We start from the raw sequence: 20,709 nt of genomic DNA, 5'->3' as shown, positions 1-20,709 counted from the left end.
CCGGTCAGCTCCCCTGCCGGCGCGGCCGCGAGGGGCGCACCGGCGGCTGGGAGCCGCTCGCCGGCGTGCTGCGCTTCTGCGAGGCGTCCCAGCGCTCGTAGGCGTCGACGATGTCGCCCACCAGCCGGTGGCGGACGACGTCGGAGCTGGTCAGGTTCGCGAAGTGGACGTCCTCGATGCCGTCGAGGATCTCGCGGACGATCTTCAGCCCGCTCTGCGCGCCGCCGGGCAGGTCGACCTGCGTCACGTCGCCGGTGACCACGATCTTGGACCCGAAGCCCAGCCGGGTGAGGAACATCTTCATCTGCTCGGCGGTGGTGTTCTGCGCCTCGTCGAGGATGACGAACGCGTCGTTCAACGTGCGGCCGCGCATGTAGGCCAGCGGCGCCACCTCGATGGTGCCCGACTGCATGAGCCGCGGGATCGACTCGGGGTCGACCATGTCGTGCAGCGCGTCGTACAGCGGCCGCAGGTACGGGTCGATCTTCTCCGACAGCGTCCCGGGCAGGTAGCCGAGCCGCTCGCCGGCCTCGACCGCCGGCCGGGTGAGGATGATCCGGTTGACCTGCTTGGTCTGCAGCGCCTGCACCGCCTTGGCCATCGCCAGGTAGGTCTTGCCGGTGCCGGCCGGGCCGATGCCGAAGACGACGGTGTGCGCGTCGATGGCGTCGACGTAGCGCTTCTGGTTCAGCGTCTTGGGCCGGATCGTGCGGCCCCGCCGGCTGATGATGTCGAGGCTGAGGACGTCGGCCGGGCGCTCCGAGCCGCCCGCGCGGAGCATCCCGATGACCCGGCGCACCGAGTCCGGGCGCAGCGCCTGGCCGGTGCCGAGCAGCGCGATGAGCTCGTCGAAGACGGCGACGGCGAAGGCGTTGTCGGCCGGCTGCCCGGTGACGGCGATCTCGTTGCCGCGCACGTGGACGTCGGTGTCGACCTCGTTCTCGACGAGCCGGAGCAGCTCGTCGCCGGTGCCGAGCAGGGCGACCATGGGGACCGAGTCGGGGACGGTGATGGTGGTCCGCACCGCGGCCGGGGCGACGTCCCCGAGGCCGGTCACGGACGGGGCGGGCGAGCCGAGGTGGCCGTCCGCCGCTGCGGCCTGGGCCGATGCCTCACGGGACGTGGGAGCACCCGGCACGGGGACGTTCGGGGAGGAGTCGGGCAAGAACCCTCGACCCTGCCTTCCTGCGACGGCGATCTGGACACCGCGAGTCTACCCGCGGCCCGGCCCCCGGAACCGCGCGTCGAGGGCCGCTCACCGCCCGGTGTAGGTGGCCTTCCCCGGCCCCTCGGTGAGGAAGGAGCGGACGGCGCCGCGCAGGTCCTCGGTGCCGAACAGGGCGCCGGAGACCTCCGGGACCAGGTCGTCGGCGGCCCGCGCGCCCTGGCGGACGGCGGTGGCGACCAGCGTCTTGGTGGCCGCGTGCGCGACGGTCGGGCCGGCGGCGACGCGGCGGGCGTAGCCGCGGGCGGCCTCGGCGAAGCCGTCGTCGGGGAGGACCCGGTTGACCACGTCCCAGCGCTCCAGCACCGCGGCCGGGTAGCGCTCCCCGGTGAAGACGAGCTCCTTGGCCCGTGCCGGGCCGGCCCGCTCGGCCAGCCGCTGCGGCCCGCCCATCGACGGGGTCAGGCCGACGACGATCTCGACCAGCCCGAACGACGCGCTCTCGGCGGCCAGCAGCACGTCGCAGGCCAGCGCGAGCTCGAAGGCGGCGGTGAGGGTCAGCCCGTGCGCGGCGAACACCGTGGGCACCGGCAGGTCCTCGACCGCCTGGGCGACCCGCAGCAGCCGGCGCCACAGGCGGGCGCCCTCACCGACCGGGTCCGGGCCCTCGGCGATGTCCCGGAAGAAGGTGACGTCGACCCCGCCGGAGACGACCCGGCCGCGCGCCTCGACCAGCACCGCCCGGGCGCGGCCGGGGTCCGCCGGGTCGGTCAGGGCGACCAGCTCGTCGGCGACCCGCTCGATCGCGTCGAACACCGGGGCGTCGAAGAGGTTCAGCGGCGGGTTGTCCAGGACGACGACGGCGACGTCGCCGTCCCGCTCGATGCGCACGGGCTCGCTCATGCGCCGAGCCTGTCGCCGCGGGGCCGCCGGGGCCACTCCGGCCGGTCGGCCGCCGGGCGGGGTGAGCGGGACCAGGCCGCTGCGGAGGCGAAGGCGACCGCCTGCACGCGGTCACGCGGGTCGAGCTCGGTGAGCATCCGGGACGGGTGGGTCCCCACGGTCGCCTCGCCGAGGTACAGGCGGGCGGCGATCCCCGCGGTCGCGTTCGTCCTCATCCGGCTGCCGCCGGTGGTGTCCGGCGTCCGGCTGGTCACCCGCGCCCGGCCGGCCTCCTGACCCCGGCGACGACGGCCTCCCCCTGCGCGTGGGGGCCGTCGTCCCCGGGTCGGCCGACGGACGCGTGGTGGTCGCGCTTGACCCGGTACATCGCGGCGTCCGCCCGCGTCAGCAGCGCCTCGGGGGCGTCCCCGGGGCGGGACAGCGCGGCGCCGGTGCTGACCCCCACGGTCACCTGCACCTGCCCCGCGGGGCCGCCGTCCACCGTCATGGGGGCGGTGACCGCGCGGTCGATGCGCTCGACCACCACGGCGGCGGCCTCCTCGGTCGGCACGTCGGGGCAGACGACGACGAACTCGTCGCCGCCGAGCCGGCCCACCGTGTCGCCCGGGCGCAGCACCGTGTGCAGCCGCCGGGCGGTCTCGCGCAGCACCGTGTCGCCGGCCGCGTGACCCCACGCGTCGTTGACCGCCTTGAAGCCGTCGAGGTCGCAGAAGAGGACGGCGACCGGGACACCCGACCGCACCGCACCGTGCAGGGCGGAACGGACCCGGTCGACCAGCAGCCCGCGGTGCGGCAGGCCGGTCAGCGTGTCGTGCAGCGCCTCGGCGCGGAGCTGGTCCTCCAGGTCGCGCTGCCGGGTCACGTCGGCCATCGCGACGACGCCGCCGAGCGACTCGCCGTGCGGGCCGTGGATCGGCGCGCCGGTCACCGAGAGCCGGCGCAGCCCCCCGTTCCCGGACGCGAGGACGACCTCCACGTCGCTGACCGCACCGCCCGCCAGCACCGTCGCGAGCGGCAGCTCCTCGTCCCGCAGCAGGGTCGTCGCATCGGGTCCGTACAGGCCGAGCCGCCCGGCCACGTCCGAGCCCAGGACGGCGTCGGGACCCACGTCGCCGTGCCACGCCCGGCTCACGCGGTTGAACACCTGCACCCGCCCCTCGGCGTCCGCTGCCACGACCCCGACCGGCAGGGCGTCCAGCAGCGCCTGGTCGAAGGCCCGCGCGCGGGTCAGCTCGGCCGCCAGCTCACCGACCAGCCGGCTCTGGCGGCACCGTTCCAGCAGCGCCGCGACCACGTCGGCGAGGTCGGCCAGCCGCTGCTCGTCCAGCTCGCTGAACTCGTGCGGCTCGGGATCGAAGACGCACAGGGTGCCGATCACGGCGCCGTCCAGCCGCAGCGGCGCGCTGGCGTACCCCCGGGCGCGGCCGTACCGGCCGTCCACCCACGGGCTGCCCGCGAAGCGCGGATCGCGGCTCAGGTCCGCGCTGGCGAAGACGCCGTCGGTGAGTGCGCGGGTCCGGTGGCACAGCGACTCGGCGCGCGGTGAGGTCCCGCCGGCGAAGCCGTGCGTGGCGAGCTGGCACTGGTGCTCGGCCTCGAGGATGTTGACCGTCGCGCAGGGAGTCGCCAGCAGCGCCGCGGCCAGCCGCACGATCGTGCGCAGCTCGGCGTCGGCCAGGAGCCCCGGGTCGTCATGGGTCACACGAGGGGCATCGGTGCGCCGGCGGCCGGGGTGCAGCCGCCGGCTCCCCGCCGTCCCCCGGACGGGTGACCGCCCTCAGCCGGGCGGCCAGTTGAGGTGCCGGCCGCCCAGGACGTGCAGGTGCACGTGGTGCACGGTCTGCCCGGCCGCCGGACCGGTGTTGGTCACGACCCGGTAGCCGGGCTCGACGTCGTACTCGGTCGCCAGCCCCTCCTGCACCGCCACCTCGTGCGCCGCGCGGACGACGGCGGCCAGCAGGTCGGGGTCGGCGGCGGCCAGGGAGGCGACCGTGGGGTGGTGGTCCCGCGGGATCACCAGGACGTGCGTCGGGGCCTGCGGGTTGATGTCCCGGAAGGCGAGGGTCCGGTCGGTCTCGTGCACGACGGTGGCCGGGACCTCACCGGCGACCATGCGGCAGAACAGGCAGTCCACGTCCCGGACCCTAGGAGGACCGCCCTCCCCCCACACCTCGCACGCGCGGTGCGGGCCCCTGAGGGGTGGCCGCCCGCGGCCCGGTACAGGATGGACCCCCTCGTCCCCTCTCCCCGGAGGTGTCCCGTGCCCGCCCGCTCCCCCAGCTCGAGGACGTAGTGAGCGCCCGTCGCGTCGCCCGGTCGGGTGGCCCCGGAAGCCCGCTCCCCCCGTTCTCCCGCCGCGCCCTTCTCGCCGGGGCCGGCATCGCCCTCGCCGCCGCCCTGCCCGGCTGCGGCCGCTCCTCCCCCGTCTCCGCGGCGGCCCCGGACCCCGGCGGCCCGCTGCGCATCGGCGCCATCCCCGACCAGGACCCCGAGGTACTCCAGCGCCTGTACGGCACCGTCGCCGACTCGATGGCGACCGCGCTCGACCTCGAGGTCGAGTACCGCCCGGTCACCGACTACGGCGCCGCGGTCTCGCTGTTCCGCACCGGCGACCTCGACCTCGTCTGGTTCGGCGGGCTGACCGGCGTCCAGGCCCGGCTGCAGACGCCCGGTGCCGAGCCGATCGCCCAGCGCGACATCGACGAGCGGTTCACCTCGGTCTTCGTCGTCAACGCCGGCACGGGGCTGGCGCCGTCCGACGACCTCCCCGCGCTGGCCGGGCTGCGGTTCACCTACGGCAGCGAGACCTCGACCTCGGGCCGGCTCATGCCCGCGTACTTCCTCCGCGAGGCCGGGGTCGACCCGCAGGGCTTCCCCGGCGGGCCGGGCTTCTCCGGCTCGCACGACGCCACGCTCGCGCTGGTCGCCTCGAACAGCTACCAGGCCGGCGTGCTCAACGCGCAGGTCTGGACGTCGCGGTCGGCGGAGGGTGCCGTGGACCCGGCCGTCGTCCGGTACGCCGAGACGCCGACCTACCACGACTACCACTGGCTGCTCGGCCCGCGGGCCGCCGAGCGGCTCGAGGCCCCGGACCTGCCCGGCCGGCTGCGGGAGCACCTCACCGGCCTGTCGGCCGACGACCCGGACGACGGCGAGGTCCTCGACCTGTTCGGCGCCGGTTCCTTCGTGCCCACCGAGGCCGCTAACTACGACCGGATCGAGGAGATCGGCCGCGACCTGGGACTGGTCAGCTGACCGCCGTCCTGCGGCTCTCCGGCGTCGAGGTCCGGTACGGCGGGACGACGGCGCTGGCCGGGGTGGACCTCACGGTCGGTCCCGGCGAGCGGGTCGCCGTCGTCGGCGCGTCGGGAGCCGGGAAGTCCACGCTGCTGGGGCTGGCCAACGGGACGGTGACGCCCACGGCGGGGTCGGTCCGCGTGCTGGACGCCGACCCGGCCACGCTCCGCGGTCGGGCGCTGCGGCGGCTGCGCGCCCGGGTGGGCACGGTGCACCAGCACCTGGACCTCGTCGGGCAGCTGCGGGTGGTGCACAACGTGAACGCCGGCCGGCTGTCGGACTGGCCCACCGTGCGGGCGGCGTGGTCGCTGGTGCGTCCGCAGGGCGTGCCGGAGGTGGTCGCCGCGCTCGACCGGGTCGGTCTGGCCGACCGCGCCTTCGAGCGCACCGAGCGGCTCTCCGGCGGTCAGCGGCAGCGGGTGGCGATCGCCCGGCTGCTGGTCCAGCGGCCCGACCTCGTGCTCGCCGACGAGCCCGCCTCCGCGCTGGACCCGGCGCTGGCCGACCGCGCGCTGGAGCTGCTGGGCGGGCTCGCCCGGGCACGGGGTGGGGCACTGGTCGCCGCCCTGCACGACCCCGGGCTGGTGTCCCGGCACTGCGACCGGGTGGTCGGTCTGGCCGACGGCCGGGTCGTGCTCGACCGCCCGGCGGCCGCGCTGTCGGCCGCGGACCTCACCGCGTTCTACGGGGCACCGGCGTGACGACGCTCCTGACGCGGCGCGCCGCCCTGGTGACGCCCCCGCTGCGGCGGGACCGCCGCCGGTGGCTGTGGGCGGCCGGTGGGGCCGCCGTCCTGCTGTGGTCGCTGGCCGGAGCCGGGCTGTTCAGCGGCCCGGTGGTCAACCGCGACGGCACCACGCAGGTCGGCCGGTTCGCCGGGGCAGCCCTCTCCCCCGCCCTCGACGCGGAGTTCCTCGGCGTGCTGGCCCGGTCGACGCTGGTGACCGTCGCCTACGCCGCGGCCGGCACCGCCCTGGCACTGGTGCTCGGTGCGGTCGGGGCGGTGCTGGTCTCCCGCACCACCTGGGGACGGCGCCGGCTCGGCTGGCTGGCCGCCCGCGGGGTCCTCGCCGTCCCGCGGGGCCTGCACGAGGGGGTGTGGGGGCTGCTGCTGGTCAACGTGCTGGGCCTGGACCCGTGGGTCGGCGTGCTCGCGATCGGCCTGCCCTACGGGGCGGTGACCGCCAAGGTGTTCGCCGACCTGGTCGACGAGGTCCCCCGCGACGGCCACACGGCGCTGCTGGCCGCCGGGTCCGGACGGCTCCCGGCCGCGCTCTACGCGCTGCTGCCCGCCGCGGCGGGTGGCCTGCTCTCGTACTCCTCCTACCGGCTGGAGTGCGCGGTGCGCTCGGCGGTGGTCCTGGGGCTGATCGGCGCCGGGGGGCTGGGCTACCAGCTGTCACTGTCGTTCGCCTCGCTGCGCTGGGACCAGGTGTGGAGCGCCGTGTACGCGCTGGCGCTGCTGTGCCTGGTCGCCGACGTCGCCGGGCGCGGGGTGCGCCGCCGGCTGGCCGCGCCGCCGCCGTCCCGACGGCGGGACCCCGTGGCGGTCGCTGCGGTCGCCGGCGCCCTGCTGCTCTCCGGCTGGTCGTGGTGGTACCTGGCGCTGTCCCCGGCGGCACTGGTCTCGGCCCGGACCACCGAGCAGCTGTCCTACGTGCTGGGCGCGGCCTGGCCACCCGCCACCGACGGCGGCCTGCTGCGCCAGATCGGCTCCGTGGCGGTCGACACCGTGCAGATGTCGGTGATCGCGATCGCCGTGGCCACCCTGGGCGCGGTGCTGGTGGCCGGCGTCGCGGCCCGCCCGGCGGGGCGGGTGGGGGGCCGTCGGCGGGTGGGGGGCGCGCTGGTGCGGGTCGGGCTGCTCCTGCTGCGCGCGGTGCCGCCGCCGGTGTGGGCGCTCGTGCTGCTGTTCGTGCTCCTGCCGGGGGTGCTGCCCGGCGCGCTGGCGCTCGGGGTCTACACGCTGGGCGTGCTCGGCCGGCTGGCGGCGGAGGCCACCGAGGAGCTGGACCCGCGGCCGCGGGCGGCGCTGACCGCGTCGGGAGCCCGACCCGCGGCGGCCTGGCTGTACGGCGTCCTGCCCCTCGCGGCCGGGCCGGTGCTGGCCTACGCCCTCTACCGCTGGGAGGTGGTCATCCGGGACACGGTCCTGGTCGGGCTGCTCGGCGCGGGCGGGCTCGGCGCGCTGCTGGCGTCGGAGCTGGCCGTGTTCGACTGGGCGGCGGTGACCACGGTGCTCGCCGCCGTCGTCGTCCTGACGTTCGCCGTCGACCTCGTGAGCGACCGGGCGCGCGCCGCGCTGCGCTGAGGTCGGACGGTCAGGCCCAGCGGGTGCGGACCGACAGGGCGGCCAGCGCCGCGGCCCCCGCGGTGGAGGTGCGCAGCACCTCGGGGCCCAGCCGGACCGGACGCGCACCGGCGGCGGCCAGGGCCACGACCTCGCCGTCGGAGAGGCCGCCCTCGGGCCCCACGACGACCGCGACGGTCCCGGACGTCGGCAGCTCGAGTCGCGCCAGCGGGTGGCGGGCCTGCTCGTGCAGGACCAGGGCCAGGTCGACGTCGGCGAGCGCCCCGCACACCTGGCGGGTGGTCATCATGTCGGTGACCTCGGGCACCCGCGGGCGCCGGGACTGCTTGCTGGCCGCCCGCGCGGCGGCGCGCCACTTCGCCACGCCCTTGGCCGCCCGGTCCTCGCGCCAGCGGGTGACGCTGCGCGACGCCGCCCACGGCACGATCCGGTCGACGCCGAGCTCGGTGGCCATCTCCACCGCCAGCGGACCGCGCTCCCCCTTGGGCAGCGCCTGCACCAGGACCAGCTCCAGCGCCGGCGGAGGCACCTCGTGCCGCGCGGAGACCGCGACCCGCAGGCCCTCCGGCCCGGCGGAGGCGACCTCGCCCTCGGCGACGGTCCCCCGGCCGTCGCCCACCCGCACCCGCTCCCCCACGGTCAGCCGCAGGACGTCGACGGCGTGCCGGCCCTCGGCGCCGTCGACGAGCAGTTCCTCGGCGTCGGGCAGCTCGTCGAGCAGGAACAGCGGCGCGCCGTCGAGCTCGGGCACGCGGTCGTCGGTCAGCACGCCCACGTGCCCTCCTCGCTCGTCGACACCGCTGGGCCCGGCCGCGAGATCACTTGAACACGTCGCGCACGCGGGAGAACAGGCCCCCGTGCTCCTCCGAGTGGGAGGCCGCCGGACGGTCCTCGCCGCGCAGGGCGGCCAGCTCCCGCAGCAGCTTCTCCTGCTCGGCGTCGAGGCGGGTCGGCGTCTCCACCTCGACGTGGACCAGCAGGTTGCCGCGCCCGGTGGCGCGCAGCCGCGGCGCGCCCTTCGCGCGGAGGGTCAGCACGCTGCCCGACTGCGTGCCGGGCCGGATGTCGACCTCCTCCTCGCCGTCGAGGGTCTCCAGCGTGAGGGTGGTGCCGAGCGCGGCGGCGGTCATGGGCAGCGTGACCCGGCAGTGCAGGTCCTCGCCGTCCCGGGTGAAGACCGGGTGCGGGTTCTCGTTGATCTCGACGTAGAGGTCGCCGGCCGGGCCGCCGCCGGGGCCGACCTCGCCGTGGCCGGTCAGCCGGATGCGCATGCCGTCCTCGACGCCGGCCGGCACCTTGACCGGGATGGTGCGCCGCGCCCGGACCCGCCCGTCGCCGCCGCACTTGGGGCACGGCTCGGGGATGACCTGGCCGGTGCCGGCGCAGGTCGGGCAACTGCGCGAGGAGACCACCTGGCCGAGGAAGGAACGCTGCACGCTCTGCACCTCGCCGCGGCCGGCGCAGGTGGTGCAGGTGGTGGCGTGCGTCCCCGGCGCGGTGCCCGCGCCGGTGCACGCGTCGCAGAGGATCGCGGTGTCGACCGTGATCTCCCGGGTGGTGCCGAACACCGTCTCGTCGAGGTCGAGGTCGACCCGGATGAGCGCGTCGCCACCGGCACGGACGCGGCTGCGCGGGCCCCGGGCGGTGGCCCCGCCGCCGAAGAAGGCGTCCATGATGTCGCCGAGGCCACCGAACCCGGCACCCGCGAACGGCCCGCCCGCGCCCGCGCCGGCGCTGCTGTCGAACGGGTCGCCGCCGAGGTCGACGATGCGGCGCTTGTCCGGGTCGGTCAGGGCCTGGTAGGCGCGGCTGACCTCCTGGAAGCGCTCCTTGGCCCCGGGGTCGGGGTTGACGTCGGGGTGCAGGTCCCGGGCCAGCCGGCGGTAGGCCTTCTTGATCTCCGCGTCGCTGGCGCCGCGGGAGAGCCCGAGCACGCCGTAGTAGTCGGTTGCCATCGAGAAGTCTCAGCCTCAGCTCTCGGCCAGGATCTGGCCGACGTAGCGGGCCACGGCGCGGACCGCGGCCATGTTCGTTGGGTAGTCCATGCGGGTGGGGCCGACGATGCCCAGGCCACCGAGCGCCCGGTCCGCGGAGCCGTACCCCACGGAGACCACCGACGCACCGGTGAGCGCCTCGTGCGCGTTCTCCTCGCCGATGCGCACGAGCACCGCGCCGCCGGTGTCCACCTCGCTGATCAACCGCAGGACCACGACCTGTTCTTCCAACGCCTCCAGCAGCAGGCGCAGGTTGCCGGGGAACTCGCGTGCCTCGCGGGCCAGGTTCGCCGTCCCGCCCACGATCAGCCGGTCCTCGCGGGGCTCGGCGAGGGTCTCGATCAGGGCGGCGCTCACCGCGGCCACCAGCGGGCGCAGGTGCGGCGGAGCGGTGTCGAGCAGGTCGGGCACCCGGCTCCCGGCGTCGGCCAGCTTGGCCCCGCTGAACGCGGTGTTCAGCAGGCTGCGCAGCTCGGCGACGTCGTCGCGGTCGACGTCGACCGGGCACTCGACGACGCGCTGCTCGACCCGGCCGGTGTCGGTGATCAGCACCAGCAGCAGCCGGGAGTTGGCCACCTGCACCACCTCGAGGTGGCGCACCGAACTGCGCGAGAGCGTCGGGTACTGGACGACGGCGACCTGGTGGGTCAGCTGCGCGAGCAGGCGGACCGTCCGGCTGAGGACGTCGTGCAGGTCGAGGGCGCCGTCGAGGAAGCGCTCGATGGCCTTGCGCTCGGCCACCGACAGCGGCTTGAGCGCCGAGAGCCGGTCGACGAAGAGCCGGTAGCCCTTGTCGGTGGGCACCCGGCCGGCACTGGTGTGCGGCTGGGTGATGTAGCCCTGCTCCTCGAGCACGGCCATGTCGTTGCGGATGGTGGCGGGCGAGACGCCGAGGTCGTGACGTTCGGCGAGGGCCTTGCTGCCCACCGGGTCGTTGGTCGAGACGTAGTCCTGGACGATGGCCCGCAGGACCTGCAGGCGGCGCTCGTCGTGCGCCACGGTGACACCTCCCCGTACCGGTCGACGTCGTGCGACACCCTCGCGGAGGTTCCCGGGCTCCCCCGGCACCGGCCGCTCGGACGGCTGGCACTCGCACGGACAGAGTGCCAGCCCAGCATACGTCGGACGCCGGGCCGAGTCGCGTGGCTCGCGCGACCGGGGGACGTCGGGCACCGGGGCGGGCCCCTGGCCCCGGAGGCGGCGGCCGATAGGCTCGGGCGACGGTTCGACGCCCTCTCCGGGCGCCCGCAGAGAGGAGGTCGGGAACCTGATCTTCAAAGCGGTCCGCACCGGCCGGCCCTATCCCGACCACGGCCTCTCCACGCGGGACTGGGCCATGATCCCGCCCCGGCAGATCCGGCTCGACACCCTCGTCACGACCAAGAGCGAGCTGGCGCTGGACACCCTGCTGGCCGACGACTCGACCTTCTACGGGGACCTGTTCCCCCACGCCGTCCAGTGGCACGGGGACCTCTACCTCGAGGACGGCCTGCACCGGGCCCTGCGGGCGGCGCTGCAGCAGCGCACCGTCATCCACGTCCGGGTGCTCGACCTCGACGCGCTGATGCCGGCCGAGCCCACCGGCCCGACCACCGAGGCGATCCCCGCCCAGCCACCGGTGCCGGGCCCCCCGCGCGACTGACGGCCCCGTGCTGGGTCCCGCCGCGAGCCTCCGAGGGCGCACGGCTCCGTCCCGAGCCTGCGAGCGGTGAGGACGGGGTCCTTCCGGGGTCCTCCTAGAGCCAGCCCTTCTCCTCGGCCACCCGGGCGGCCTCGACGCGGGTCCGGGCACCGGTCTTGCCGATCGCGGAGGACAGGTAGTTGCGCACCGTCCCCTCCGAGAGGAACAGCCGACGGGCGATGTCGGCGACGGTCGCGCCGTCCGCGGCCTCCCGGAGCACGTCGGCCTCCCGCGTCGACAGCGGCGTCGCGCCCAGGGCCAGCGCCGCCGCGGCCAGGTCGCGGTCGATGACCCGCTCCCCGGCCACCACCGCGCGGATCGCGCGGGCCAGCTCGGCGACCGGCGAGTCCTTGACCAGGAACCCCGCGGCGCCCACCTCCATGGCCCGGCGCAGGAACCCCGGCCGGCCGAAGGTGGTGAGCACGACCGCCCGGCAGGTGGGCACCGCCCCGGCCAGCTCCCGGGCCGCCTCGATGCCGTCGCAGCCAGGCATCTCGATGTCGAGCAGGGCGACGTCGGGCCGGTGCTCGCGGGCCGCGTCCACCACCTGGTCGCCGCGGCCCACCTCGGCGACGACGTCGATGTCCTCCTCCAGCTCGAGCAGCGCGCGCAGCGCGCCCCGGACCATGGTCTGGTCCTCGGCGATCAGCACCCGGATCACGGCGCCGCCACCCGGGCCGCGACCGGGACCTCCGCCGCCAGCCGGAACCCGCCCCCGGGGGCGGCACCGGTCTCCAGCCGGCCGTCGAGCCCGGCCAGCCGCTCCTCGAGCCCGGACAGCCCCGCGCCCGCGCCGGGGACCTGCTGTCCGGGACCGCGCCCGTCGTCGGTCATGGTCAGCACCGCCCGGGCGCCGGTGACCGCGAGGTCGACGGTGACCGTGTGCGCGCCGCTGTGCCGCAGCACGTTGGTGGTCCCCTCGCGGACCACCCAGCCGAGGACGGCGTCCACCGGGCCGGGCAGCGGCGGCACGCCGCGCGGCGGGCGCAGCGTGATCCCCGCGGCGGAGAGCGCGGCGCGGGCCTCGGCGAGGGCGAGCGCCACGCCGATCTGCCGGTAGCCGCTCACCGCCTCGCGCACCTCGGCCAGTGCCCGGCGGGCGGTGGTCTCCACGTCGGCCATCTCGGCGCGGGCCCGCGCCGGGTCGCGCTCGGCCAGCCGCCCGGCGAGCTCGCTCTTGAGCGCGATGAGCGACAGGCTGTGGCCGAGCAGGTCGTGCAGGTCGCGGGCGAACCGCAGCCGCTCCTCGGCGACCGCCGCACGGGCCTGCTCCTCCCGGGCCTCCACGAGTTCGGCGTTGACCGAGACGAGGTAGCGCGTGCCGCGCAGCGCGAAGCCGGTGAGCACGCAGATCACCGGGAGGATGAACAACTCCGGGAACATGCCGTGCGCCGCGATCACCGAGGCGCAGACCGCCGCCGCTCCCCCGACGGCCGGCCAGACGCAGCGCTCGGGCAGGCCGCCCGACGACGCCGCCGCGACGTAGATCATCAGGCCCGCCCACGACGGTCCGAGCCAGAGCGACAGCGTCACCCCGAGGACGGCGACGACGAGCAGGGAACGCCACGGCCAGGCGCTCCCGCGGCGGCCGAACAGCCGGCTGAAGACCACCAGGTAGGCCGCGGTGAAGACCAGCAGCCCGGCCAGCGCCACCACCCGCACGAGGGCCGGCCGCGGCGTGGAGAACAGGTCGGCCAGCGGGAAGACCTGGAACAGCAGCCAGGGCACGGCCCAGCCGAGCCGCTGCCAGGGGGTGCGCGGGTCCACGGCGCGGAACGCTAACCCGCTCAGCCGGCGACGGCGTGCAGCGGGCGACGCCGCGCCACCGCCGTCGCCAGGACCGCGAAGGCGGCGGCGAACCCGGCCACGGCCAGGGCCGTGACCGGCGCCGGTGACCCGCCGGTGACGACGTCCCGGCCCAGCTCGGCGTACCAGTACGAGGGCAGGGTGTGCGCCAGCGCCCGCAGCGCCTCGGGGAAGACCTGCACCGGCACCCAGAGCCCGCCCAGCGCGGCCAGGACGACGCCCAGGATGCCCACCGCGCCGCCCGCGGCCTTCTCGTCGAGGGAGAAGCCGACCAGCAGGCCCAGCGCGACGAACGCCCCGGACCCGAGCCAGAGCACCGCCACGAGGGCGATCCAGGTCCCCAGCCCGAGCTGCACGTCGTTGACGAGCCGCCCGACCAGGGCGACGACCAGGAGGCTCGGCAGGGTCAGCAGCATGCCGACGAGCACGTCCACGGCGACGACCGAGGAGGTCGGCACGGGGGTGATCCGCAGTTGCCGCAGCCAGCCCGAGGCCCGGTCGAAGGACACCCGGATGGTCGCGCCGAGGGCCGCACCCAGGGCGCCGTAGGCCATCATCGAGACCATCGAGGCGGTGGCGTACTCCTGGTACTGCGCCCCGCTGCTCGCCTGGGCCCCGAAGACCTTCGTGAAGAAGACGGTGAACAGCGCCGGCAGCAGCACGGTGAAGAACAGGAACTGCCGGTTGCGGCCCACCCGGCGCAGCTGGAAGGCGAACAGCGTGCTCATCGGTCGGCTCCGATCGGGGTCGAGGTGCGGTGCGCGGTCAGGGACAGGACGGCCTCCTCGAGGCTGGCGCCGCGCACCTGCAGGTCCGGCAGCCGCCCGCCGCCGGTCAGCAGCGCGCGGAGGGTGGCCTCGACGTCGTCGGTGGCGAGGCTGACCCGCTCGCCCTGCCACTCGACGGCGGTCACGCCGGGCAGCCCGTCGAGGTCGACGTCCGGGCCGGCGGTGAAGCTCACCGTGCGGCCGGAGGTGCCCGCCTTGACCTGCGCCGCGGTGCCGTCGGCGACGATCCGCCCCCCGGCGACCACGACCACTCGGTCGGCGACGGCATCGGCCTCGTCGAGGTGGTGGGTGGCGAACACGACGGTGGTGCCGCGGTCGGCCAGCCCGCGCATCGTCGTCCAGAAGGCCCGGCGCCCCTCGACGTCCATGGCCGAGGTCGGCTCGTCGAGCAGCAGCAGCGGTGGCTCGCCGGCCAGGGCGAGTGCGAGCAGGACCCGCTGGCGCTGCCCGCCGGAGAGCGCGTCGACCGGGCGGCTCAGCAGGCCCTCGATGCCCGCGGTCGCCGCGAGGTCGTCCAGCGGCCAGGCACGCGGGTAGCTGCGCCGGACGAGGTCCACCACCTCGCCCACCCGGCTCTCCCCCGGCAGTCCGCCGTGCTGCAGCATCGCGCCGATGCACCCGGCCCGGACCGCCGCAGCCGGCGCGCGGCCGAGCACCCGGACGGTCCCGGACGAGGGCACCAGCCCGAGGACGGCGTTGACGATCGTGGACTTGCCCGCGCCGTTGGGGCCGAGCAGCGCGACGGTCTCCCCGGCGCGCACCTGCAGGTCGAGGCCGTCGACGGCGACGGCGTCGCCGTAGCGGACGGTCAGGTCGTGGACGTCGAGGGAGGTCTCCCGGAGCACGCGACCAGCCTGGGGCGGCCGCCGTCGGGCCAGTAGTGCGGGACGTCGGGAGTGCGGTCTGACATCCGTCAGGTGCCGACCGCCGCGGGAACGGCTGTCGTCGGGGCCGCCTCGAGCCCGGGATGAGCGTGGCCGGGTCGGTCAGCGACCGGAGGCCCTACGCTTCCTCGTCCCCGGGAAGGAGACAGCGAGTGGCTCATGATGCTCAGCTCGCAGACCGCGTTCGCCGTGCTGTCGCCGGTCAGGAGGACGTGCGTGAGGTGAGGATGTTCGGCGGCCTCGCGTTCATGGTCGGTGGACGGATGGTGGCCTGCGTCTCCGGCGGCGGGGGCGCCCTGCTCGTGCGCGTGTCCCGCAGGCGCGATGCCGAGTACCTGGAGGTGGCAGGGGCCCGCCGGGCGGAGATGGGCGAGGGCCGGTCGATGGGCGAGGGGTGGATCACCGTCGATGAGGATGCGCTCACGGGAGACGGTGACCTGCACTTCTGGATCGACGCCGTCCTGGAGTACAACGCGGAGCAGACAGCGGGGCGTTGACCGGACGGACGGAGCGACCGAGCCCCAACCGGCCGTGCCTAGCGCCGCTGCGCGCAGGACACGCAGGTCGTGGCGAACGGTCGCAGCTCGAGGCGCTCCCCCGGGATCTCCGCGCCGCAGTGCACGCACCGGCCGTACGTGCCTCCGGTGATGCGGGCCAGCGCGGCGTCGATGTCCTGGATCGTGCGCTGCAGGCTGGCCGCGCGGGTGACGGCGACCTCGTCGGGCAGCGACTGCACGGTGTCGGCGAGGGCGATCTCCCGCTCCCGCACGCACTCGGCGCGCTGCCCCTCCAGCCGGGACCGGACGTGGTCCCACCGGGCGTCGCCTGCGGCATCGGAACGGCTCGCGGTGCTGCTGGTGGCCACGACCGACCCCCTTCCCTGCCCTGCTCCCGTGCCTGGGAGGCGGACGATAGCCCGCAAGGCGGGGTTGCGGAACGGGTCCGTCGGCCGTCCGCGCCGAGGACGGGACCTAGTCGGTCAGGTCCCGGACGACGGCGTCGGCGAGCAGCCGCCCCTCGTCGGTCAGGACGGCGCGGCCGGCCTCGTGTGCCGCGGGCTCCAGCAGGCCGCGGACGACGGCGTGCGCGGCGCGGGCCCGGCCCGCGGGCGACAGCGCGGTCAGCGGCAGGCCCTCCCGCAACCGGAGCCCGAGCATGACCGTCTCCAGCGCGCGGTCGGCGTCGTCGAGCAGCTCGGAGTCCTGGGCGGGGCTCTCTCCGCGCAGCAGCCGGCCGGCGTGGGCCGCCGGGTGCTTGACGTTCCACCAGCGCAGCCCGCCCACGTGGCTGTGCGCGCCCGGCCCGACGCCCCACCAGTTCGCGTTGGCCCAGTACAGCTCGTTGTGCCGGCACCGGGCGGCGTCACCGCGGGCCCAGTTGGAGACCTCGTACCAGTCGAAGCCCGCGGCCCGCAGCGTCGCGTCGGCCTGCTCGTAGCGGTCGGCGAGGACGTCGTCGTCGGGCAGGGGCAGCTCGCCGCGGCGGATCCGGCGGGCCAGCCGGGTGCCCTCCTCGACGATCAGCGCGTAGGCGCTGACGTGGTCGACCGGCGCGGCGAGGACGGCGTCCAGGGACGCGGCCCAGTCGGCGTCGGTCTCCCCCGGCGTGCCGTAGATCAGGTCGAGGTTGACGTGTTCGAAGCCGGCCGCCCTCGCCTCCCGGGCCGCCTCGACCGCGCGACCGGGCGTGTGCCGGCGGTCGAGCACCGCCAGCACGTGCTCGGCCGCGGACTGCATGCCCAGGCTGACCCGGGTGAAGCCGGCCTCGCGGAGCCGGGCCAGGTTGGCGGGCGTCACCGTCTCCGGGTTGGCCTCGGTGGTGACCTCGACGTCCTCGGCCACCGGGAACAGCTCCCGGACGGCGGCCATCACCGCGGCCAGGTCGTCGGCGGGCAGCAGCGTGGGCGTGCCGCCGCCGACGAACACGGTGGAGACCGTCGGGAGGTCGGGGCCGAGGACCTCGGCCGCCTGGCGCAGCTCGGCGATCGCGGTGCCGGCGTACTCGGCGCGGCTCGCGCCGGGCCCGAGCTCCTCGGCGGTGTAGGTGTTGAAGTCGCAGTAGCCGCAGCGGGTCGCGCAGAACGGCACGTGGACGTACAGCCCGAACGGCGTGCGGGCCAGCCCCTCGCGGGCGCTGTCGGGCAGCCGCCACGGGGCCGGCGGGGTCGGCAGCAGGGGCAGGGCGGCGTTCATCTGCTCCCAGTGTGCCGCGCCGGCGACCGGGGGCGGCGGGGTGCGAGGCGTGACGTCGGCGTCGTCCACCGTGGAGCGCGACCTCGTCCCGGACGTCGGTCGCCGGGTCACCGCAGGTGTCGACGACATCGCGGTCCGTCGCCACGCGGGGGGGCCACCACCTGTCCCGCGCTACGTCGTGCTCTGCGTGCGGGGGGCATGCAGAGCACGAGCACTCCGGGACCTCCCTGCCGGCGCCCCGGCGGCCGCGTCGTCGGGACGGCCTGCGGCCTTGCCGGGCGCCGGCCGACCCTGCAGGCTGCGGTCATGACCGTCCCGGAGGACCGCGAGGAGTACCGCCGGCTGCCGGAGCCGGTGCGGCTGGAGGACCTGGTCGAGAGCGTCGACACCTCCCCCGTCCCCGCCCCGGACGCCAGTGACGAGCGGGAGGTGTTCCTGCGCGAGGCGGGCGGCTGAGCTCTCGGCCTACCGCAGCCGGCGGGTGTTGTCGGGCAGCCGCTCGGTCACCCCGCGCGCATCCAGCCACTCCATGAGCGGGACGGCGACCCGGCGGGTGGTCCCCCACGCCGACCGCGCCTGGCTCAGGGTGAACGGCGCCGGGACCCCGCTGAGCCGGTCGCGCGCCGCCTGCTCGACGCCGGGGGCGAGGTAGACGCCGTCGGCGATCTTGACCAGCTGCCCGTCGCGCACCGCGGCCGCCAGCTCCCGCGGCCCCAGACCCGCCGTGGCGAGGTCCCCGGCCTCGGGCGCGGCGAACGGGTCGGCGGCCAGCCGCGCCCGGACGGCGTCCACGGCCTGTTGCACCCGCGGCGGCAGCCCGGCGGCCGCGACCGCCACCCGTCCCTCCCGCAGCGCCAGCGGCGGGCGCACCACCGCGCGGACCAGGTCGTCGTCGGGCAGGCCGAGGTCGCGCCGGACGACGCCCACCGGGGGCCCCGCCTCCAGCGGGTGCTGCTGGCGGTAGCGCCCCACCAGCGCCGGCAGCGCCGCCGCCAGCTCGTCGCGCAGCCCCGGCGCCAGCAGCCACGGCCCCACCTGCGTGGCGCCCTCGGGCACCGGCCAGCCCATCGCGGTGAAGTCCGCCGTCCGGACGACGCGGCGGCGGCTCAGGTCGGCCGCGGCTCCGGCGGCGCCCGGCGGCTGGACGGCGAGCTCCGCGGCCCGTGCGCGGGCGGCTCCCCGGCGGCGCAGCTCGGGCGGGTCGACGTCCCGGACGTCGGCGCCGAGGACCCACCGGGCGCCCGGGTCCCGGAGCAGCAGCCGGTCGCCGACCCTCAGCGGCAGCGGGGTGGCCAGCCGCAGCCGGACCGCGGTGCCGTCCAGGGGCCGCAGCCGGGCACCCACCGCGGCCGAGCCGACGTGCACGACCGCCTCGGCCGGCAGCCGTTCCGGAGCGGCGGCGAGGGTCACGTCGACGTCCCGGGTGGAGCGGAACGCGCCCGGGGAGAGCAGCGCGTCCCCGCGGGCCAGCTCCTCGACCGCGATCCCGCGCAGGTTGAGCGCCACCCGGGCCGTCGCCGTGGCCCGCTCCACCGGCTCGCCGAGGGACTGCACCCCGCGCACGCCGACCTCCCGGTCGGCGAGCTGCAGGCGGTCGCCGGCGGCCACGCTCCCGGCCGCGAGGGTGCCGGTGACCACGGTGCCCGCGCCGCGGATCGGGAAGGCCCGGTCGATCCACAGCCGCACCGGCGCGGTCCGGTCGGGCGTGGGCAGCCCGGCGAGCAGGGTCTCCAGCGCGGCGGCGACGTCGGGCACGCCGGCGCCGGTGACCGCGCTGACCGCGACGCCGGGCACCTCCCCCATCGACGTCCGGGCCAGCCGTTCGCGGGCGTCGGCCAGCACCGGGACGGGGTCGGCGAGGTCGGCCTTGGTGACCGCCAGCAGCGCGTGCCGCACCCCGAGCGCGTCGAGGACGGCGACGTGCTCGGCGGTCTGGGCCGACCAGCCGTCGTCGGCGGCGACCACCACGAGCGCCGCGGGCACCGAGCCGACGCCGGCCAGCATGTTCCCGATGAACCGCTCGTGACCCGGGACGTCGACGACCGCCAGCCGGCGCCCCGAGGGCAGCGTCGTCCAGGCGAACCCGAGGTCGATGGTCAGGCCGCGGCGCCGCTCCTCCTCCCAGCGGTCGGGCTCCATGCCGGTGAGCGCGCGGACCAGCGTCGACTTGCCGTGGTCGACGTGCCCTGCGGTGGCGATCACGTCCATGCCGTTCACCGACACCGCGCCGCCACCTCCAGCACCGCGCCGGCCAGGGCCTCGTCGGCCGACGGCGGCAGGCTGCGCAGGTCGAGCAGGGTGCGGTCCTCGGCGACGTGGCCGACGACCGGCGGCGTGGCCGCGCGCAGCGGCTCGGCGAACGCCGCGGGCAGCGACACCGCGGCGCTGGGCAGCGGGTGCTCCGGCGCCCCACCGCCGCCGACCCGCGCCTGTGAGTCGACCGCGACCGCGTCGAGGCCAGCGGCGGCGAACCGGGCGACCAGGGCCTGGGCCCGGCGGCGCAGGGCCGCGACGTCGGCGGCGAGCATCTGCTGCACCGGCGGGAGCGGGCCGCGCAGCGTGGCCTCCAGGGCGGCCAGGGTCGTCTTGTCCACCCGCAGCGCCCGGTAGAGCGGGTGCCGGCGCAGCCGCTTCACCAGGTCGGCGCGACCCAGCACCAGCCCGGCCTGCGGACCGCCCAGCAGCTTGTCCCCGCTGGCCAGCACCAGGTCGGCGCCGTCGGCAAGGGTGGTCTGCAGGTCCGGCTCGTCGGGCAGGGCGGGGTGCGGCCGGAGCAGGCCCGAGCCGACGTCGGCCACCAGCGGCACCCCGCTGGAGCCGAGCCCGGCGGCGAGCTCGGCCACCGACACCGACCGGGTGAAGCCGCGGACGACGAAGTTGGACGGGTGCACCTTGAGCACCGCGCCGGTCTCCTCGTGGAGGGCGTCGCGGTAGTCGTCGAGGGTCACCCGGTTGGTCGTCCCGACCTCGCGCAGCCGTGCGCCGGTCGCGGCCAGCAGCTCGGGGATGCGGAACCCGTCCCCGATCTCGACCAGCTCCCCGCGGGCGATGACGAGGTCACCGCCGAGGGCGGTGGCGACGAGGGCCAGCGCGGCGGCGCAGTTGTTGACCACCAGCGCCGCCTCGGCGGCCGGCACCGCGGCCAGGAGCGCGGCGAGCGCCGCCTCCCCGCGCGGTCCGCGACGGCCGGTGGTCAGGTCCAGCTCGACGTCGGTGGTACCGCTGGCGGCGGCGATCGCCTCGACCGCGGCGGCCGACAGGGGCGAGCGGCCGAGGTTGGTGTGCACCAGCACGCCGGTCGCGTTGAGCACCGGCCGCAGGCTGCTGGCCGTCGTCGGCAGCCCGGCCAGGACGGCGGGGACGGCGTCGTCGGGGGCCACCGCACCCTCGCGGACGCGCTGCTGCACCTGCTGGACGGCGGCCTTGACCAGCTCCCGGCCCAGCCGCTCGGCGGCGGCGACCAGCTGGGGATCGGCGAGCAGGGTGTCGGTGCGCGGCACCTGCCGCCGGGGGTCGGCGTTCATCGACTGCGGAGCGTAGGCGCCGGGCGGTCGGGTCGACGGGACGGTGCGGACGGATGGCGGAGGCGGACGGGAATCGAACCCGCCTGACCGAGCTGCTCGGCCACGTCGGCTTTAGAGGCCGCGGGGGCCACCAGGCGCCCTGACGCCTCCACCGGACACCCTAC

22 protein-coding genes and 1 tRNA gene are annotated in these 20,709 nt (G+C 76.5%); 6 read left to right on the top strand and 17 right to left on the bottom strand.

Features of this window, described 5'->3' with window-relative positions:
* Nucleotides 1–4 precede the first annotated feature (4 nt).
* The 5 genes from ACI79I_RS01585 to ACI79I_RS01565 form a co-directional block, all read right to left on the bottom strand.
* Nucleotides 5–1,057, bottom strand: a complete 1,053-nt coding sequence (locus ACI79I_RS01585) for a PhoH family protein (RefSeq protein WP_456990370.1) — start codon at nt 1,055–1,057, stop codon at nt 5–7.
* Nucleotides 1,058–1,255: 198 nt separating this feature from the next.
* Nucleotides 1,256–2,068 (bottom strand): enoyl-CoA hydratase/isomerase family protein, encoded by an 813-nt coding sequence (locus tag ACI79I_RS01580; protein WP_456990368.1) that lies wholly within the window; start codon nt 2,066–2,068, stop codon nt 1,256–1,258.
* On the bottom strand, nt 2,065–2,283 hold the full coding sequence (locus tag ACI79I_RS01575; RefSeq protein WP_456990366.1) for a hypothetical protein: 219 nt from the start codon (nt 2,281–2,283) through the stop codon (nt 2,065–2,067). The genes ACI79I_RS01580 and ACI79I_RS01575 overlap by 4 nt, the downstream gene beginning before the upstream one ends.
* A gap of 35 nt (nt 2,284–2,318) precedes the next feature.
* Entirely contained in the window at nt 2,319–3,770 is a 1,452-nt protein-coding gene (locus ACI79I_RS01570) for a diguanylate cyclase domain-containing protein (RefSeq protein ID WP_456990364.1), read from the bottom strand.
* 75 nt (nt 3,771–3,845) lie between these two features.
* On the bottom strand, nt 3,846–4,202 hold the full coding sequence (locus ACI79I_RS01565; RefSeq protein ID WP_456948263.1) for a histidine triad nucleotide-binding protein: 357 nt from the start codon (nt 4,200–4,202) through the stop codon (nt 3,846–3,848).
* Nucleotides 4,203–4,360: 158 nt separating this feature from the next.
* Between ACI79I_RS01565 and ACI79I_RS01560 the strand changes: the two genes are divergently transcribed.
* The 3 genes from ACI79I_RS01560 (at nt 4,361) to ACI79I_RS01550 (ending at nt 7,676) form a co-directional block, all read left to right on the top strand.
* Nucleotides 4,361–5,323 carry a putative selenate ABC transporter substrate-binding protein gene (locus ACI79I_RS01560; protein ID WP_456990361.1) on the top strand — a complete coding sequence of 321 codons (963 nt, stop codon included), beginning with the start codon at nt 4,361–4,363 and terminating at the stop codon, nt 5,321–5,323.
* A 62-nt stretch (nt 5,324–5,385) separates the two neighbouring features.
* Complete coding sequence (locus ACI79I_RS01555) at nt 5,386–6,066, top strand: phosphonate ABC transporter ATP-binding protein (RefSeq protein WP_456990359.1); 681 nt, start codon at nt 5,386–5,388, stop codon at nt 6,064–6,066.
* A complete protein-coding gene (locus tag ACI79I_RS01550; protein ID WP_456990357.1) occupies nt 6,063–7,676 on the top strand; it encodes a PhnE/PtxC family ABC transporter permease in 1,614 nt (537 codons plus the stop codon). Before ACI79I_RS01555 ends, ACI79I_RS01550 begins: the two co-directional genes overlap by 4 nt.
* A 10-nt stretch (nt 7,677–7,686) precedes the next feature.
* Here the strand turns inward: ACI79I_RS01550 and ACI79I_RS01545 are convergent, their stop codons facing one another.
* Genes ACI79I_RS01545 through hrcA form a run of 3 tightly spaced genes read right to left on the bottom strand, consistent with a single transcriptional unit; the run spans nt 7,687 to nt 10,669 of the window.
* Nucleotides 7,687–8,451: a 16S rRNA (uracil(1498)-N(3))-methyltransferase gene (locus ACI79I_RS01545; RefSeq protein WP_456990355.1), complete on the bottom strand. Its 765-nt coding sequence runs from the start codon at nt 8,449–8,451 to the stop codon at nt 7,687–7,689.
* Between the two features lie 43 nt (nt 8,452–8,494).
* Nucleotides 8,495–9,631: a molecular chaperone DnaJ gene (dnaJ, locus tag ACI79I_RS01540; protein ID WP_456990353.1), complete on the bottom strand. Its 1,137-nt coding sequence runs from the start codon at nt 9,629–9,631 to the stop codon at nt 8,495–8,497.
* A 15-nt stretch (nt 9,632–9,646) separates the two neighbouring features.
* A complete protein-coding gene (hrcA, locus tag ACI79I_RS01535; RefSeq protein WP_456990351.1) occupies nt 9,647–10,669 on the bottom strand; it encodes a heat-inducible transcriptional repressor HrcA in 1,023 nt (340 codons plus the stop codon).
* Here hrcA and ACI79I_RS01530 point away from each other — a divergent pair.
* Nucleotides 10,629–11,312, top strand: coding sequence for a type II toxin-antitoxin system VapB family antitoxin (locus tag ACI79I_RS01530; RefSeq protein WP_456990349.1), 684 nt, complete (start codon nt 10,629–10,631; stop codon nt 11,310–11,312). The genes hrcA and ACI79I_RS01530 overlap by 41 nt on opposite strands.
* A gap of 94 nt (nt 11,313–11,406) precedes the next feature.
* Here the strand turns inward: ACI79I_RS01530 and ACI79I_RS01525 are convergent, their stop codons facing one another.
* Genes ACI79I_RS01525 through ACI79I_RS01510 form a run of 4 tightly spaced genes read right to left on the bottom strand, consistent with a single transcriptional unit; the run spans nt 11,407 to nt 14,790 of the window.
* A complete protein-coding gene (locus ACI79I_RS01525; protein ID WP_456948270.1) occupies nt 11,407–12,012 on the bottom strand; it encodes a response regulator in 606 nt (201 codons plus the stop codon).
* On the bottom strand, nt 12,009–13,118 hold the full coding sequence (locus ACI79I_RS01520; RefSeq protein ID WP_456990346.1) for a sensor histidine kinase: 1,110 nt from the start codon (nt 13,116–13,118) through the stop codon (nt 12,009–12,011). The genes ACI79I_RS01525 and ACI79I_RS01520 overlap by 4 nt, the downstream gene beginning before the upstream one ends.
* Before the next feature lie 20 nt (nt 13,119–13,138).
* Entirely contained in the window at nt 13,139–13,885 is a 747-nt protein-coding gene (locus ACI79I_RS01515) for an ABC transporter permease (RefSeq protein ID WP_456990344.1), read from the bottom strand.
* Nucleotides 13,882–14,790 carry an ATP-binding cassette domain-containing protein gene (locus ACI79I_RS01510; RefSeq protein ID WP_456990342.1) on the bottom strand — a complete coding sequence of 303 codons (909 nt, stop codon included), beginning with the start codon at nt 14,788–14,790 and terminating at the stop codon, nt 13,882–13,884. The genes ACI79I_RS01515 and ACI79I_RS01510 overlap by 4 nt, the downstream gene beginning before the upstream one ends.
* A 122-nt stretch (nt 14,791–14,912) precedes the next feature.
* Here ACI79I_RS01510 and ACI79I_RS01505 point away from each other — a divergent pair, with 122 nt between their 5' ends.
* Complete coding sequence (locus ACI79I_RS01505; RefSeq protein WP_456990340.1) at nt 14,913–15,326, top strand: TfoX/Sxy family protein; 414 nt, start codon at nt 14,913–14,915, stop codon at nt 15,324–15,326.
* A 38-nt stretch (nt 15,327–15,364) separates the two neighbouring features.
* Here ACI79I_RS01505 and ACI79I_RS01500 read toward each other — a convergent pair whose 3' ends face one another.
* Together ACI79I_RS01500 and hemW are read right to left on the bottom strand one after the other, a co-directional pair.
* Nucleotides 15,365–15,694, bottom strand: a complete 330-nt coding sequence (locus ACI79I_RS01500; RefSeq protein ID WP_456990338.1) for a TraR/DksA family transcriptional regulator — start codon at nt 15,692–15,694, stop codon at nt 15,365–15,367.
* A 106-nt stretch (nt 15,695–15,800) separates the two neighbouring features.
* The gene (hemW, locus tag ACI79I_RS01495) at nt 15,801–17,090 is read right to left on the bottom strand and encodes a radical SAM family heme chaperone HemW (RefSeq protein WP_456990336.1); all 1,290 of its coding nucleotides are present in this window, start codon (nt 17,088–17,090) and stop codon (nt 15,801–15,803) included.
* A 237-nt stretch (nt 17,091–17,327) separates the two neighbouring features.
* Here hemW and ACI79I_RS01490 point away from each other — a divergent pair, with 237 nt between their 5' ends.
* A complete protein-coding gene (locus ACI79I_RS01490; protein ID WP_456990334.1) occupies nt 17,328–17,477 on the top strand; it encodes a hypothetical protein in 150 nt (49 codons plus the stop codon).
* 9 nt (nt 17,478–17,486) lie between these two features.
* Here ACI79I_RS01490 and selB read toward each other — a convergent pair whose 3' ends face one another.
* From selB to ACI79I_RS01475, 3 genes are all read right to left on the bottom strand, one after another.
* Nucleotides 17,487–19,229 carry a selenocysteine-specific translation elongation factor gene (selB, locus tag ACI79I_RS01485; protein ID WP_456990391.1) on the bottom strand — a complete coding sequence of 581 codons (1,743 nt, stop codon included), beginning with the start codon at nt 19,227–19,229 and terminating at the stop codon, nt 17,487–17,489.
* A gap of 5 nt (nt 19,230–19,234) precedes the next feature.
* Complete coding sequence (selA, locus tag ACI79I_RS01480) at nt 19,235–20,545, bottom strand: L-seryl-tRNA(Sec) selenium transferase (protein ID WP_456990332.1); 1,311 nt, start codon at nt 20,543–20,545, stop codon at nt 19,235–19,237.
* A gap of 54 nt (nt 20,546–20,599) precedes the next feature.
* A tRNA-OTHER gene (locus tag ACI79I_RS01475) sits at nt 20,600–20,695 on the bottom strand.
* Nucleotides 20,696–20,709: the final 14 nt, after the last annotated feature.

Source organism: Geodermatophilus sp. SYSU D01105, assembly GCF_054050095.1.
The sequence above is the reverse complement of the archived record's forward strand: the minus strand, read 5'-3'. Positions and strand labels throughout refer to the sequence as shown.